The sequence below is a fragment of the Fructilactobacillus sp. X8R4C1 genome (assembly GCF_059900905.1).
Map to the genome: position 1 here is coordinate 61319 of NZ_JBWXVJ010000004.1, position 15255 is coordinate 76573.

Here is a 15255-nt window from a genome sequence, read left to right on the forward strand (position 1 = left end):
ACTCAAGATTCCTCTTATTATTTATGCTTCCACTTTGTAGCCGACGCCCCAAACGGTTTGAATCACTTTTTCACCGCCAGTGGCTTCTTCAATCTTGTCACGTAAATGACTGACGTGGACCATGACGGTTTTAGCTGAAATGATACTTTCTTGTTTCCAAACGCGCTCAAAAATCTCATCAGCGGAAAAGACCCGGTTAGGATGGCTGGCAAGAAGGTACAAAATACCAAATTCCAGAGCGGTTAACTGGATTTCTTTGCCGTCTTCCGTCTTGACTTCGTGTGAATCCTTATTGATAGTCAGTGGACCCACGTTTAAAATGTCAGGCTTGTCCTTAGTGACATCGTTTTGACTTCTTCTAAGCAGGGAACGAACCCGTGCCATGATTTCCAATGGGTTAAATGGCTTGGTGACGTAATCATCAGCTCCAGAAACCAATCCCTGAATTTTATCCATATCAGCCGTTTTGGCGGACAACACAATGATCGGAATCTGGGAGTCTTTACGGATTTCTTTAATAACATCAATCCCACTCATTTCCGGCATCATGATGTCTAAAATTACCAAGCCAATGTCTGGCTCAGTGCGCAAAAGTGAGAGGGCATCACTACCGTTATAGGCTGAGATTGGTTCGTAACCTTCGTTTTTAATGTAGATTTCTAATAATTGTGCGATTTCTTTATCGTCATCAACAACTAAAATTTTCATTTTAATTACCTCGAATTCACTGTTTTCTTTCAGTTTATCAGATTGAAAACAGGGATTAACCAAAATTGTTTTAATATTATAAACATTTAAACTTTCACATCAAAAAAATCGTAGACCAGTTGATCCACGATTCATTAATTAATTTCGGTTCCCGGTAAATAGTCCATTGGTAATTGGGAAACGATGACGCATGTACAAAATTCCCGCAATTCCAATTACACCAATCACTGCATCAACAATCGGACTGGTAATCGGGTTAATCACTCTCGGAATATACGTTCCACCAAAGAAGACTAGCATCCAAATTGCGAACAATAGAACCATCATCAAAGCTCGAATGATGCCATTATATTTATGTTTTACTCCCGGAGCAAACAAGTTAGTCATAAGTGGCATCCCTGCACCAGCAACAATGGAGGAAACAAAGATGCCAGTAATCCCCATTACACCACCTTTTGATGCTTGCGAAGAATTAATGAAGAACATGGCCGCGTACAAGAAACAGAACAGGACCAAAAACCACAAAAAGTTGTACGTGGCATCAATCACGTAGGTGATGGGCGTCATCTTTTGGGGTTTCTTTGGTGGATGAACCGTGACTTGCACCTTTTGAGCAACCGTTCCATACAGATTCTTTGCAGTCACTCCACTCTTTTGAGCCTTTTTTAGTTCATTTACCATCGTACTGATTTGAGCAACTTGTTTTTCTGGTTCCAATTTGGTTTCCGAAAGTTCCTGCTTAAATTTATACATGTATTCAGCATTTCTCTTGGTCAAACCAACGTGATCAAATTGTTCTCGTTCAGCAATCTTAGTGTTTGAGTGATGTTGATGCTGTTTTGCTTTAGCATTTCGTTTTCGATTATCTTCCTCGCTCATAATTTCCTCCTAGACGTTGAACCTAAATTCTGCAATGTCTCCATCATGCATGACGTAATCCTTACCTTCAACCCGCAATTTCCCGGCCTCTTTAACGGCATTTTCACTTCCGTATTTATCTAGGTCTTCAAAGGACATAATCTCAGCTCGAATAAAGCCCCGTTCAAAATCAGAATGGATAATTCCAGCGGCTTGAGGTGCTTTAGTGCCCTTTTTAAAGGTCCAGGCTTTGGTCTCTTTGCCACCTGCAGTAAAGAAGGTTTCCAGTCCAAGTAATTTGTATGAAGCACGAATCAACTTATTTAGACCAGGCTCACTAACCCCCTCAGCCTCAAGAAAGTCAGCTTTATCATCATCACCTAGTTCAGCGATTTCCTGCTCGGTTTCGGCAGCAATTCCAATTGCCTGCGCACCGTGTTTTTGAGCATAGTCTTTAACCATTTTAAAGTACTTGTCACTTTCTGGATCCGCCATCGATTCTTCGCTGATGTTAGCGACATACAAAACGGGTTTAGAAGTCAAAAGAAACAATCCCTTAACGATCTTCTGCTCGTCTTCATCAAAATCAATATCGCGGACAGCTCCGCCATCTTCAAGCACCGGTTTAATCTTGTTTAAAACATCCAGTTCTTCCTTGGCTTCATCTGAGCTCTTTGCTGCTCTTTGAACTTTTCCAATTCGTTTATCAACGGCATCTAAATCAGCAATTCCAAGTTCGACGTTGATCGTTTCAATATCGCCAATGGGGTCAACGGTTCCCGTAACTGAGGTGATATTGTCATCATCAAAAGCCCGAACGACGTGGACAATGGCGTCCACTTGACGAATGTTTTCAAGAAACTTGTTTCCAAGCCCTTCACCTTTACTAGCACCCTTTACAATCCCCGCAATATCGGTAAATTCAAAAGTAGTTGGTACCACCTTTTTAGCCGGGATTAACTCCTGAATCCGGTCCAGCCGTTTATCTGGCACTTCTACCATTCCTACGTTTGGATCAATCGTTGCGAAAGGATAGTTAGCCATTTCAGCACCAGCTTTTGTAATGGCATTAAAAAGTGTTGACTTACCAACGTTCGGCAACCCAACGATTCCCGCTGTTAAAGACATCCTGCTTACCTCTTTTAATTAATTTCTTCGTGTTTTTCTAGTATTTTCTTCAAACGTTTCTCAAATTGTCGTCGACTGATCATCACAATGTGACCACATCCCATGCACTGAACCTTAATGTCAGCTCCCATTCGAATGATTTCCCATCGATTGGTGCCACAGGGATGCTGTTTCTTCATTTCAACGATATCATGCATTCCATACATAAAAATATCCTCCCTAGTCGAGATGAATATCCAATAGGTCTAAAATTCGGTTCAAATCTTCGTTTGACATGTAATCAATCTGGATTTGTCCCTTACCAAGCTTAGAATTGGTCTCATTAATCAAAACTTTAGTTCCAAATTTATCTTGAAGCTGGTCCTCGCTCTCCATAATGTAGGGAGACTTGGACTTTTTCACTGGTCGTTTACTCTTGGTTGAGTGAGCCTTATTAGCCTTGGCAATTAACTTTTCTAACTGTCTAACCGTGAGGGTTTCATCCTTAGCCTTAGCAGCTAAATTCAAAAGTTGTGATTTTTCTTTGACTGATAAAAGAGCCCGGGCCTGCCCCATTGAAAGTTGCTTTTTTTGCAGCATATCCTTAACGGATTGTGGCAACCCCAGCAAACGAAGATAATTGGCAATGTAAGGGCGGCTCTTGCCTAAGCGTTCTGAAACTTGTGCTTGCGTTAAATTCAGTTTCGTCATTAAAGTATCGTACGCTTGAGCTTCTTCTAGTGGATTAAGGTCCTCACGCTGTAAGTTTTCCATTACAGCGATTTCCATCATTTGCTCTTCGGTAGCATCACGAATGATTGCTGGAATTTTGGCTTTCCCAGCAGCTTTAGATGCCCGAAATCGACGTTCACCAGCAATAATCTGGTAATTATGATTATCAACATCGTGGCGCACAATAATTGGCTGAAAAACTCCTGATTCTTTAATGGACTGGGTTAAATCGTCAAGAGCCTTCTGATCAAATTTCTTTCTTGGTTGATAAGGATTAGGCGAAATTTCGGTTAGGTCAAGATCAACAACTGCTTCGTCATTACTATTAACGTCATTGTCCTTAAACAATGCTTCAATTCCACGTCCTAATCCCTTACTATTTTTGTTGGTCATGGGCAGCTAACACTTCCTTTGTCAATTCCATGTATACTTTGGCGCCTTTTGATTTGGCATCATAGTCAATGATCGGCAGTCCATGACTGGGAGCTTCCGATAAACGAACGTTTCTGGGGATGACGGTGGTGTACACCTTATCCTTAAAAAACTTTCTAACCTCACCATTGACTTGTGCTCCAAGATTAGTACGGGAATCAAACATAGTCAATAACACTCCCTCAATCTTGAGGTTGGGATTAAAGTGTTTCTGTACCAAACCAATGGTATTAAGTAATTGGCTCAGTCCCTCTAAGGCGTAATACTCAGACTGAACCGGGATCAAAATCGAATCACTGGCAGTAAAAGCGTTAATCGTGATTAATCCTAAAGAAGGTGGGCAATCAATCAAAATGTAATCGTACTTGTCAGAGACACTCTCAAGTGCCGTTTTCAATCGAGTCTCACGCGCCATCATGGGGGTCAACTCAATCTCTGCTCCAGATAATTGAATGGTAGCAGGGACAATATCGAGATTTTGATGAGCTGAATGTAGAATAACGTCTTCGATCGGCTCTTCATTAACTAAAACATCATAAATATCTTTATTAATTTTTTGCTTACTAAGACCAACGCCACTAGTGGCATTTCCCTGGGCATCGGCATCAACCAGCAGGACTTTCTTGCCCTTTGTGGCTAGGTCAGCCCCCAGATTAACAGCAGTCGTGGTCTTACCAACGCCACCCTTTTGATTTGCAAGCGATATAACGGTTCCCATGTTGTTCCCTCCTTCTTACTTGATCGGATCCTTATTTGGAGTTCCAGCTTTTCTTGGATACTTCTTTGGTGTCTTGGTGACTTTATCAATGACAATTATATTTCTTACTTCATCGTTTTCCGGTAATTTAAACTCAAAGTCACTTTCGACCTTACCACCTAAAGTTGTAATTGCCTTCTGAGCTCCCTTCAGTTCTTCAGGAGCCCTAGCGGCCTTTAACGCAATTAACTTGCCGCCGATCTTAACCAGTGGGAGGCACAACTCAGACATCACACTCAACCGCGCCAGTGCCCGTGCGGTTGCAAAATCAAATTGTTCGCGATCATTTGACCGCTTTCCACCAAATTCCTCGGCACGAGCATGAACAAGGCGCACGTCAGTCAATCCCAGTTCACTAACTAGTTGTTTCAAAAAAACAATCCGCTTATTAAGTGAGTCCACGATGGTGACCTCTAAATCGGGATTAATAATCTTAAGTGGGATTGACGGAAACCCTGCCCCCGCACCAATGTCTACAATTGACCTTGGCTTTTTAAGCTCTGGTATGTAAAAAACGGGAGTAAGTGAATCGTAAAAGTGCTTTAAATACACGTCGTCACGTTCAACGATGGTCGTCAAATTCACCTTTTGATTATAGGACACTAAGAGTTCGTAGTACTTTTTAAACTGTTCTACTTGAAAGTCCGATAGTGAGACATTGTGTTTTAACAATGCCGCTTTAAATTGTTCTGGATTCATTTACTTCTCCTATGTAAAACAAACAATTGGAAACTAATTAAAGTTAAACCAATTTAAATTAGACCCTTTATTCATTATAACGAAAATTTAAAGATTTCGTTACCAAAAAAAGGAAAAAAGTCACCGAGAAATTTACCCCCGTTCCGTTTAATCTGGCATCTTTTGAACTTCAGACTTAAACCAGTCATTAAACGCTTGGGCGTCAATGTCAACGGCAACCTTAGCATTGGTTTGACCATGATGATAAGCACCACGAATATCACCAACGGTGGCGCCATTGGCGGGCCCAGTAGTTTGAATATCAATCCACATCTCTTCAGTAGTAAGTAATTCTGGGTGTAACAGGTAGAAAATCGTATTAACATCATGCATGGCCACGCCTGCATTACTTTGATCCCCATCACTAGTGATAATGGCAGAAAGCATCTCTCCCGCTCGATTCATTTTCTTAATTTCAGCTAAAGTTTCGTTAGTAAGAAGAGCTTTTTTGGTCACATCAAGTCCAATCATCACAATTGAAACACCACTTTGATACATTATTTTGGCCGCATCAGGGTCAGTAAAGACGTTAAACTCAGCGGCACTGGTCATGTTACCACGTCCAAGTGCTCCGCCCATGGCAACAATCCGCACTAACTTGGCTTTTACTTCTGGATATTCAGACAGTAGGAGAGCAACGTTGGTATAAGATCCTGTTGCGACCAACGTGACTGGTTCTTCACTGTCCATAATGTGGTCATGAAGGGCTTTCACCGCGGTCATTTTCAATGGCTCTGGCAGTTCACCCGTAAAATCATAACCGCGCATCCCAGATTCACCATGAATCCGAGCTGCATCTTCAAACGGCTTTATTAAGGGATTTGCGGCCCCACTAGCGACTTTGACCCGCTCACCATCATGAAAAAAATTAATAATTTTAAGGGCATTAATCGTCGTTTTATCAACCGTTACGTTTCCAGCGACGGTGGTCACCAAGTCCACATCCAGTTTTGGCTCATTGAGTGCCACTGACAAAGCTGCTGCATCATCAATTCCTGGGTCCATGTCCATAATAATTTTTTGCATAATATCCCTCCGTTTTAAATCCGTCGTTATTAGTCAAGTTTACCACACGCATAATTGAATTAGCTGCTTCAGCTTAAAAGCAATCAAAAAAGAGACGGCCTAAGCTGTCTCTTTTTTTAAGTATGGAAGTAAACTTATTGATGGTCGTTTTACTCGATCAAGGATTCCTAATCCATCTAGAACCGTTCCGCCAATCACACTTACTTTATTAACATCTTCAATGTGGCGATCAGTTGATTGGTTATCATACAACATTACTGGTAAAATCTTGTAAGTCGATAATCCATCCTGGGTTTGTGAATCACCAACTCGACTTGAGGTAACAATCAACAAGTCATCATCCTCTAAAGAATCCATCAGTTCTGATAACATGACATCAACTTTCTTCAGTTCCGATGAGAATTGATCCAAATCACCCTCCATAGCGGAGGTCTGAAGATCTGGAACTTGAACGTAAATAAAACCGCTCCGAACCTTTTCCAGCTGATGATTTAATTCAACAAAAGCAGAGGTATTATCGGGTACCTGAATCCGTCTGGAAAAGTCCTGAACCTGAAGATATTCCACAAACCGGGAAATGATCACGGAACTCTTTTCCGCTTTATAAACCTCTTCAAAGACGCTTGACACACGTGAATTAACGGCACAATCAAACATTTCTCGCAGTCCGGATGCGGGTCGATTAACAACGGAATTAGTTCGAACTAATCCGTAAGCGCCCTCGGGATTGACTTCATCTGATGAAGAACGCTCCCCATCAAAAAAGATGTTAAAAAGGCCCAACCGCCGAAGCGATGGTAAATCTGACTTTGAGGATTGATTCAAAACGTGTGAAAGGATGTTATCGCTTGAAGCGTTAAGTTGTTCTGCTTCATTGTCCGAGCGTAATCCGAGTGATGCTAAATCCACAACAATTACCCTTTTATAACTCACGTTTTCATCTCCCATGCGACTTAATAAAATTTAATTATATTCTATAATGCAATAATAAAATGCCCATGTCAATTGACTTAGCAGTAAAATGATAGTATCACAATTCACAACCGAGGTTTAAAAAATGAAATCAATTAATGAAGACAACATCATATTATTAGGTGACTCGTTAACTCGTGGTTTTGACGGAGAAAAAGATTTAGTGCACAATTGGCCCTATTATTTAGGTCAAATTTTACCATTTAACTTCATCAAAAACGCAGGCCAGAATGCCGGTACCATTACCGGAAATTGTGAGCTGGACTTAACCTATCAGGTTAACCACAACAATTTTGGTGACTACGACATCGCCACGATCTTTTATGGTACCAACGATTTTGCCCACCGCTACGATACTTTAGAAGTCGTTAAAAGGATGTTAAATGAAAACATCCAGCAAATCAAGATCGAAAATCCGTCCATTCAAATTCTGGGAATCCTTCCATTTAACCGCTTCGATGGTGGCACCGATAACTACAACATTGAGGGACTTGCCCACTACACGTTTGGGCAGCTCCTTTGCGGCTTAACCACCGTCTACCGCCAAAATAACATTCCGTATCTGAACTGGCGTAAGGTGGCACCGACCATTGTCGACGACGATAATTATAGAACAAGACTACATGACCATCGTCTTCACCCTAATTCGACTACTTACAAAATGATGGCCGAAACCATTGCCAAATTTATTAAAGCAAACGTCAACTAAAAGGAGCCATAATTGGCCTCCTTTTTTATTTAACCTCATCCAGACCTTTAAGTTTGAGTTGATTATTAACATCTTGTTTAACATCAGCCCGATAATTGGTCGTTTTTGACGCTTTTTGGCCCTGATCGTTAGTTGAATCAGTTTGAACCGCAAAGTCAACGGTGGCTTTCCTTTCATCAGTACTTGTAACCTTTTTAACGTTTACCTTAATTTGAAGATCTTTAACGTCCGGTTCATGATCCTTTTTCGCAATCGTAATCATCTGATTATAGGCTGGGTTACTTTTTCCTCCAACAAAGTTTTGGTCGTACTGAACTTGATCAGCTGACTTTTCGTCAAAAACGTCATGGTTCAGTGGCTCCCACACGGCTTTAAGCAGACCAGTTGCTGCCTTTTTATCAACGAGCTTTTTAAACGGGAGTTTGATCTCAGAGTGATTATTCTTCATCCCGAGGTACTGAACATCACTTTTCATTGGTTTGCCGTCAACACTCAGAGTGGCCCAGATTGATGAATCATCACCAATGGGTAAATTATTGACCTTCGCCTTGCCGTTTTCACCAATTTGAGCAACCGGATGATTGTCAACGTAGACGATGGCGTTTGGGACACTTTGAAGCCCAAACGAAACCACGTTAAACGTCAGGTGCGCCATATCAGATGACTTCATCAGACTAAACTGACCGGAAGTCTTAAGCTGTTTACCACCAGCCGTGGCAGTCGCCTCAATCTGATGAACTCCCGGGATGAGTGACTTCACGTTCAGCTCCCCATTACCATCCGTTTTACCTGCCTTGTTTCCATCAATTGTCACGTTGGCTTCTGAAAGATTGGTCTTAATTTTAGGATCAATTGGTTTAACTACCAGTTGATAACGTGGAAATACCAGGAAATTCTTCCCCATTTGTTTATAAACCAAGTTGTTTTCAGCCACTTTCTCACCGTTAATCTGCATCTTGAGCCGATTAACTGCTTCGGAATTTTGATCGAAATCGTTAACAAGGGGTTGAAGGGCCTCTTCACTTGGAGTACCCGTTTGCCCGTCAATTTTGATTCCAGCAATCACCTGCTTTTGTTCGTGATTACGCAGAGCATTCACCAAGCGGTCACCACTGGCTTTTTTTGAATAATACTTTGTCCCGGAAACTCCGACCACAATCACGATGATAATTTCCAACACGAGTAAAAAGGCCAAGAATTTATGTGATTTACGTTTTTCTGCCAATCTAATTTCCATCCTTTTATAATATTGAGGAAATCATAACATACACCAAACAAAAAGAAACGTAGCACAGAATGCTCGTTTCTTTTCTAAATTACTATTAATCGTTATCGGTACTATCCGATACTTTCTTAACTGACTGGTTACTCTTGATAATAAACGGAAGATCATCAGAATCATCACTGCCAGGATTTTTGACCAAGATGGCATTGTATTCAAACGTCTGATGACGAACCGAACTATTGTCATCGTCGTCATTGTTATCGAAAGTATAATCAACCTGATAAGTGACTTGCGTCTCCCCACTATCATAAGGTGCTACCGATTCGGTCCTTTCACTAGTTTCAAATGACTCAATTTTATCGTTGTCATTATAACTTTTGACCATCTTAAGCATATCCTGACAAGCGGGACTACCATTTCCACCGTCAAAGAAATGGGAAATATCAACGTCGTTACCGGCACCACTCACCTGAGTCCAGAGCGGATTCAAGACCTGATCAGCCTGATCTTTCGTGGCAATCCCATCAAACTTCGGTTCAATCGTGTTGTTATTATCACTGTCTTTTAAATTATAGGGTTTACTCTGAATTAATTTACCGGACTTGCCCTTCATCTGAACTTGAACGTTCATGTTCGTACTAAATGGGTAGTCAGAAAGCTTAAAGCTCCCATTGTCACCAATCGTTCCAACCTTCTTGTTTTGAATCAACACGTCTGATCCTGGTTGCCCCTTTACGGTGAAGGTGATAATTCGAAGTGGTAAAAACGCTGAACTGGCACCATCAATCCAGTCGAATTGACCATTATTGTGCAATTCACGGCCATTGACTTTTCCGGCAGTGGTAATGTTATAAAGGCCTGGTGCAAGTGGCCCAATCTTCTTAGCCTTTTGACTGCCCATGTTACTGGTAATTTGCTTGCCGTTCACACTCAACGAGACGCCATTCAGGTTAGTGGAAATACTAGAATAAATGGGTTTGACCATCAGTTTATACTTAGGGAAAACTAACCAGGTGTTACCCTCCTGCTTAAATTGCAGGCTGTCGGTCACCGGATTATCGTTATCGCGCATGAACTGACTCCTAAGCTTTGATAACTGGTCCTTATTACTAGCATAATAATTAATGGTTGGCTTCATCGCTTTCCCACTAATCTTAAAGTTCGGGTCGTTTGTTTCCGACACATTGGCTAAATTCTTTTCCTGATCATTCTTAATCGCTGAGATGACCCGGTCGACTTGATTAGCTTTTGAATAGTAATTCTTTCCAAAGAAGTAACCACCGATAAGTACCACTACCAAGACCACCACAATCACCCAAATCACTTTAGTAAGTGGTTTCATCTTCTTTTGTTTTTGCGGACGATTAACGTTACTTGTCTGACGCAGGGGCCGACTCCCTGATGCCTTGCGACTTGGTCCTGCTTGACTTTTTGGTGATCCATTAGGAGTTAATTTATACCCACAATTGGGGCAGAACTCATCATTTGCATTAATTCGATGTCCACAATTGGGACAAAAAGACGCTTCTTCACTCATTTTGACTCCTCCTAGTATCCCTGCCCAAAGTTAGCAGCAAAGTTGTTAATGATCTCTTGAGTCAGCGTTTGAAGTTGAGAGCCCAGGCTATTACCCAAAATAGCTACTAGGACAGCGGAAATGATTGCCACGATAACCGTTACAATCAATAAAACATAGAAACTATCAATCGACCCAAAATTCTTAGAAAAGAGCATTTCATAAATTAACGCCCAACCCGAAATGGTGATGGCCAAGTCGACCACGTAGAGACCAATTAAAAATAAAATTCCAGCGGGCATGACGGCTGATAGAAGCAAACCCACTAACAGTAAAATAATTCCAACGTTTAAAAATTTACCGTACTCATTCGTATAATCACTAAGGCTCATATTGTTGTTCATAATGAAGTGAACTCCGACATAGCCTAAAATCCAAGCTAACAGACCGATTACGGCAATAATCAGTCCTAGTCCCATAACACTCGTGTTAATGACGCCATCCATCTTATGAATAAGTGAGTATGGAACTGATTCAGAGGCCAGTCCACTCTTCATTCTCATTGCTAAAATAAACGAAACTAGCCAGGTCAAAACGGCAAAGATTCCAAGCGAGATATATCCCAGATACTTCTCACTAGCAGCCTCATATTTGACTGGATGTTTAATTGATTCAATGAAATAATTAAACACGCTGGTTAACCCGTTGGAAACTTCAGCCTGTGAATTACGGGGCTGCTGCTTTTTTGCTTCATTATGTACCTTGTTACTGCTCGTTTGACTGTTGCCAGTCAACTTAGTTCCACACTTGACACAAAACTTTGCGCCTAGCTTGTTATTAAAATGACAATTAGGACATTCATTCATACTAGTTCCCCCAATTAAATAAATATTAAGATTTTCTTACGTTTACATTATCACATACTGGTTAGCTCAATCAAAGGGCTAAGGCACATAAATAAAAAAATCAATTAATTGCGGCACGGGATATCGGTCACTCAACAATTCCCGTTCACCAATTCCCTCAGTGTTCGTGAATTTTGATGAACTATAATTCTATTATTTGATTATTCAACTTATTTGATTATAATTATTATAATATAATAAAGGAGGCGTGCTTATGATTCATTGTACTGGAAACGATGTTTTTATAAATGATCAAAAACTATACAATACCGTGCAAATGGAGATGCAGGATTCTCATAACTTTTACGAATTTGCTGTCCACATTGCTTATGCCCTAGAGGGTAAAATGGCTGTTAATGACATTGCCAAAATCGTGGAAGCCGCTAGTAACAACCACTTAAAGGTCACCGAAACCATTAATGTTTGTCCTAAAGCCCTTCAAGAAGCACTCAAAAAATCACAGTACCTATAAGAAATTCCTTAGCTTGGATGGGCTAAGGAATTTTTTTGGTTTCAGGTGATGTTATCTAAAACTCATTTGAAGTAATATGATTAGTATCACTGATTAAACTTCAAACTACTATTAATGGAGAAAAAATGAAAAACAAACGCAACGTTCTACGAAACATTAACGATCTCATCTGTGGCATTGCCCTGGTAATTGCCATCATGTTCGCCCACTTCAATATTTTACTAATCACGGTCTTAATCGTTTTTATTGATGAACTCTTATGGGGCATGTTCGGCAAAAACAAGAAGACTACGTGGTATTTAATTGCCGCGATTATTGGTTTAATTGGTGCCATCGGTTACAACTTCATCTAAAATAAAAAAATACTAGGACAATGTCCTAGTATTTTTGAATTAATTTAAATTAGCATTTTTTCATTTCAGTTTGGCTAACCCATTGATGGTTAACGTATTCTTTGCCACCATTAGTTGGTTTGAAGGTTACAGCATAGGCAGGACCGTCACAAACTTTAACAATCTTCCCCTGAGCACCTTTCATGCCGGGCATGTGATCAGCTTCAACGGTGACTTTTTCACCCTTCTTCAAGGTAGCACCTTGTTTATCAGCCTTAAGTTGGTCTTTAGTAACAAACTCATGATTTTTAACTTCAGCCTTACCATCGGTTGGCTTGTAATCGATGACATAAAGTGGTGAATCATATGCTCCGGTAACTTTAGCCTTAGCACCTTTCATTCCTTTCATGTGGTTAGCTGATAGTTTAACTTCAGAACCAACCTTAAACTTAGGATTTTTAGCGGCAGCTAAGTCAGTTGGTAGGTTCATCTTATGCTTCATTGGCATATTCATGTCCATTGACTTATCGCCCTTGGTTTCCTTCATGTCTTTTTTACTCATTGTTTTTTCGCTACTGCTACTCGACATATTTGATGACGAACTGGACTTAGAACTACTCTTGCTTTCTCCACAACCAGTAAGTACCAATCCCACACTAGCTACGGCAGCTAACGTAAATAATGTTTTCTTCATTTTCATCTTTGAAGAGCTCCCCTTGATATTTTTATGATGTTTCAACTGCTAAGATAGCACCGTCGACACCAAAAAGTTACTAAAATGACTTACCGTAAGTATATTTTAAGATTCTTATAGATTCCTTCAAAATTAAGTAATATGTTTGCACATTTAACCCTAAAAGTTCATGCTAAATATATATAATCTTATGTTTGTGAGGTGAAAATTAATGGGTACAGAAAGTTTAATCATTTCAATTGTTGCATTAGTTGTGATTTTGATCATTCTAATCGCTCTAGCATGGTTGTTCTACAAGTTCCTCGGTGGTAGAGACAAGGCAGCCTGGAAATCATCAATGCAAATGGCATTCACAATTGCCTTTGGAATCATCGTTGCATTCATCGTAATGGGATTGTTCAAGATGATCGTCGCAGCCATTGCAGCCATGATCGGTATGCAAGGCGGAATGATGTAATTTACTAAAATAATGCCACTTGGCATTATTTTTTTATTATCACGGTCAATTCAAGAGGAACAACAATAATGAGAGTAAGTATTTTGCAACACACTTCTGATGAAGGACCTGGAGCAATCTCCGACTGGATTCATCACAACCATCACCAGATGTTCGTTTATCATCCTTCCCAGTTTAAGGTGCTACCAGACGCTGGTACAACCGACATGTTAGTAATCTTAGGCGGCCCAATGAGCGTCAACGACGACACAAACTGGATCAAATCCGAACGTGAACTAATCAAACGGATGATTAGCCAAAGAAAACCAATCTTTGGCGCCTGCTTTGGTGCCCAACAAATGGCCAAAGTTCTAGGAGCTTCCGTCTTTGACTCGCACACTAAGGAGGTTGGGTTTGCTCCTGTCTACTTAAAATCAAAACTCATCTCCGGATTATCCAACCAACTAGAAGTGCTCCACTGGCATGAGGAAACGTTTCAGATTCCAGATGGTGCCTCGTTATTGTACTCAAGTGATCAACTCGTTAATCAGGGATTTGTAAAGGATAACCTCGTTGGCCTCCAGTTTCACCTCGAACCCAAACACGACAATGTCACCGAGATGGCAATTAACGATTACTCCTACCTCAAGGGTTCTGTTTTAAATCAATCTAAGGACACCATCATTAACCACCCAATTTCAAAACAGAACCATCGCGATTTATTCAAGATTTTGGATTACATCGCAAACAAATAGCACCCACCTAGAAAAAGTGGATGCTTTTTTGATTTTATTTAAAAGCAAAGTACTTAGAAACAAAGTAATTAATCACAATGGCCATAATTTGTGTTCCAACCACACAGATAAAACTGTTAAACAACGTGGGACTCCCAATCAACCCGTGAACAACGGGAAGTTGGAACAACCAAGCCGAATAGTTTAAGTGATCTAAAAATAAAATCTTAATGAAAAATTGCGGAAACTTATCGATCATTACGTAAGTCATCAAAAAGTCGAGGACTAAAACAAACAATCGTCCCGAAACAAAGTTAACGATCTGAGCCTGAAGTGTCTTGGACTGCGTTCCACTGTTAAAAACAAAGTATTTGTTCACCACAAAAGCAAACGCAATCGACAGAACTTGGGCAATTAAGACCGGGGTAAAATCACTGGTAAAAATCTTCATCGAAACGAATCGACTGACAAAGTAAACCAGGGTGGTCATGGCTCCCCAAAACAAGTATTCAATTTTTTCATCAAAAACTAATCTTTTTACGATATCTAAGTAGTTAGTAGTATTAGCGTCGTTTGTATCATTCATGATATGCATCAAACCCCTTCTTAGTCATTTTATCACAATCAATTAAGTTATAAATTTGTGATTTCCTTAAAACTTAATCTTTTCGGTCGTGTTAAAATAAAACCAATCATTAACGAAGGGAATGGACGTCATGGATTTAAGCACGTTTATCTGGCTCGTCATAATGATGGTGGTCGTTTTCGTAGTGGTAACCATCATTACCATCTTAGTGAGTCTTCATCGCGCCAAAAAACGACAGGAAAAAGAGAACCGACATTCTGATTCCAAGTAGCTTAGTTACGTGAAAACGTTAAAGTTACGATTATCAGCCATAAAA

20 protein-coding genes are annotated in these 15255 nt (G+C 40.3%); 6 read left to right on the forward strand and 14 right to left on the reverse strand.

All coding sequences use genetic code 11. The features are described 5' to 3' along the window. Positions 1-21 precede the first annotated feature (21 nt). From croR to AC6UDA_RS06310, 9 genes are all read right to left on the reverse strand, one after another. Positions 22-708: a response regulator transcription factor CroR gene (croR, locus tag AC6UDA_RS06270; protein ID WP_500694021.1), complete on the reverse strand. Its 687-nt coding sequence runs from the start codon at positions 706-708 to the stop codon at positions 22-24. A gap of 138 nt (positions 709-846) precedes the next feature. After that, positions 847-1587 (reverse strand): DUF1129 family protein, encoded by a 741-nt coding sequence (locus AC6UDA_RS06275; protein ID WP_500711372.1) that lies wholly within the window; start codon positions 1585-1587, stop codon positions 847-849. A gap of 9 nt (positions 1588-1596) precedes the next feature. Beyond that, the gene (gene ychF, locus AC6UDA_RS06280; RefSeq protein WP_500711374.1) at positions 1597-2694 is read right to left on the reverse strand and encodes a redox-regulated ATPase YchF; all 1098 of its coding nucleotides are present in this window, start codon (positions 2692-2694) and stop codon (positions 1597-1599) included. Between the two features lie 14 nt (positions 2695-2708). Further along, positions 2709-2900 (reverse strand): DUF951 domain-containing protein, encoded by a 192-nt coding sequence (locus tag AC6UDA_RS06285; protein ID WP_500694024.1) that lies wholly within the window; start codon positions 2898-2900, stop codon positions 2709-2711. A 13-nt stretch (positions 2901-2913) separates the two neighbouring features. Next, entirely contained in the window at positions 2914-3798 is an 885-nt protein-coding gene (locus AC6UDA_RS06290; RefSeq protein ID WP_500711376.1) for a ParB/RepB/Spo0J family partition protein, read from the reverse strand. Continuing rightward, entirely contained in the window at positions 3782-4555 is a 774-nt protein-coding gene (locus AC6UDA_RS06295; protein ID WP_500694026.1) for a ParA family protein, read from the reverse strand. The genes AC6UDA_RS06290 and AC6UDA_RS06295 overlap by 17 nt, the downstream gene beginning before the upstream one ends. 15 nt (positions 4556-4570) lie before the next feature. Beyond that, a complete protein-coding gene (gene rsmG, locus AC6UDA_RS06300) occupies positions 4571-5293 on the reverse strand; it encodes a 16S rRNA (guanine(527)-N(7))-methyltransferase RsmG (protein ID WP_500711378.1) in 723 nt (240 codons plus the stop codon). A gap of 147 nt (positions 5294-5440) precedes the next feature. Further along, positions 5441-6358: a ribonucleoside hydrolase RihC gene (rihC, locus tag AC6UDA_RS06305; protein ID WP_500711380.1), complete on the reverse strand. Its 918-nt coding sequence runs from the start codon at positions 6356-6358 to the stop codon at positions 5441-5443. A gap of 99 nt (positions 6359-6457) precedes the next feature. Further along, positions 6458-7291: an alkaline phosphatase family protein gene (locus AC6UDA_RS06310; RefSeq protein WP_500694029.1), complete on the reverse strand. Its 834-nt coding sequence runs from the start codon at positions 7289-7291 to the stop codon at positions 6458-6460. A 124-nt stretch (positions 7292-7415) separates the two neighbouring features. On the opposite strand from AC6UDA_RS06310, the gene AC6UDA_RS06315 reads away from it, so the two are divergent. Further along, on the forward strand, positions 7416-8039 hold the full coding sequence (locus AC6UDA_RS06315; RefSeq protein WP_500711382.1) for an SGNH/GDSL hydrolase family protein: 624 nt from the start codon (positions 7416-7418) through the stop codon (positions 8037-8039). A gap of 25 nt (positions 8040-8064) precedes the next feature. On the opposite strand, the gene AC6UDA_RS06320 is transcribed toward AC6UDA_RS06315, so the two are convergent. The 3 genes from AC6UDA_RS06320 to AC6UDA_RS06330 all read right to left on the reverse strand — a co-directional run bounded on the left by AC6UDA_RS06320 (position 8065) and on the right by AC6UDA_RS06330 (position 11646). Then, a complete protein-coding gene (locus AC6UDA_RS06320; protein WP_500711384.1) occupies positions 8065-9264 on the reverse strand; it encodes a zinc ribbon domain-containing protein in 1200 nt (399 codons plus the stop codon). A 97-nt stretch (positions 9265-9361) separates the two neighbouring features. Beyond that, positions 9362-10801, reverse strand: a complete 1440-nt coding sequence (locus AC6UDA_RS06325; RefSeq protein ID WP_500711386.1) for a zinc ribbon domain-containing protein — start codon at positions 10799-10801, stop codon at positions 9362-9364. Between the two features lie 11 nt (positions 10802-10812). Next, a complete protein-coding gene (locus tag AC6UDA_RS06330) occupies positions 10813-11646 on the reverse strand; it encodes a DUF6574 domain-containing protein (RefSeq protein ID WP_500711388.1) in 834 nt (277 codons plus the stop codon). Positions 11647-11899: 253 nt separating this feature from the next. Here AC6UDA_RS06330 and AC6UDA_RS06335 point away from each other — a divergent pair, with 253 nt between their 5' ends. Both AC6UDA_RS06335 and AC6UDA_RS06340 read left to right on the forward strand, forming a co-directional pair. Further along, positions 11900-12157, forward strand: coding sequence for a hypothetical protein (locus tag AC6UDA_RS06335; RefSeq protein WP_500694034.1), 258 nt, complete (start codon positions 11900-11902; stop codon positions 12155-12157). 125 nt (positions 12158-12282) lie between these two features. Then, positions 12283-12510, forward strand: coding sequence for a hypothetical protein (locus AC6UDA_RS06340; protein WP_500694035.1), 228 nt, complete (start codon positions 12283-12285; stop codon positions 12508-12510). 49 nt (positions 12511-12559) lie between these two features. Here the strand turns inward: AC6UDA_RS06340 and AC6UDA_RS06345 are convergent, their stop codons facing one another. Continuing rightward, on the reverse strand, positions 12560-13189 hold the full coding sequence (locus AC6UDA_RS06345) for a YdhK family protein (RefSeq protein ID WP_500706716.1): 630 nt from the start codon (positions 13187-13189) through the stop codon (positions 12560-12562). A 205-nt stretch (positions 13190-13394) separates the two neighbouring features. Between AC6UDA_RS06345 and AC6UDA_RS06350 the strand changes: the two genes are divergently transcribed. Both AC6UDA_RS06350 and AC6UDA_RS06355 read left to right on the forward strand, forming a co-directional pair. Continuing rightward, positions 13395-13640: a hypothetical protein gene (locus tag AC6UDA_RS06350; protein WP_500694037.1), complete on the forward strand. Its 246-nt coding sequence runs from the start codon at positions 13395-13397 to the stop codon at positions 13638-13640. Positions 13641-13708: 68 nt separating this feature from the next. Then, entirely contained in the window at positions 13709-14374 is a 666-nt protein-coding gene (locus AC6UDA_RS06355; protein WP_500708281.1) for a type 1 glutamine amidotransferase, read from the forward strand. 34 nt (positions 14375-14408) lie between these two features. Here AC6UDA_RS06355 and AC6UDA_RS06360 read toward each other — a convergent pair whose 3' ends face one another. Next, entirely contained in the window at positions 14409-14939 is a 531-nt protein-coding gene (locus tag AC6UDA_RS06360) for a GtrA family protein (RefSeq protein WP_500701244.1), read from the reverse strand. Positions 14940-15060: 121 nt separating this feature from the next. On the opposite strand from AC6UDA_RS06360, the gene AC6UDA_RS06365 reads away from it, so the two are divergent. Next, positions 15061-15210 (forward strand): hypothetical protein, encoded by a 150-nt coding sequence (locus AC6UDA_RS06365; protein WP_500711390.1) that lies wholly within the window; start codon positions 15061-15063, stop codon positions 15208-15210. The last annotated feature ends 45 nt before the right edge of the window (positions 15211-15255 follow it).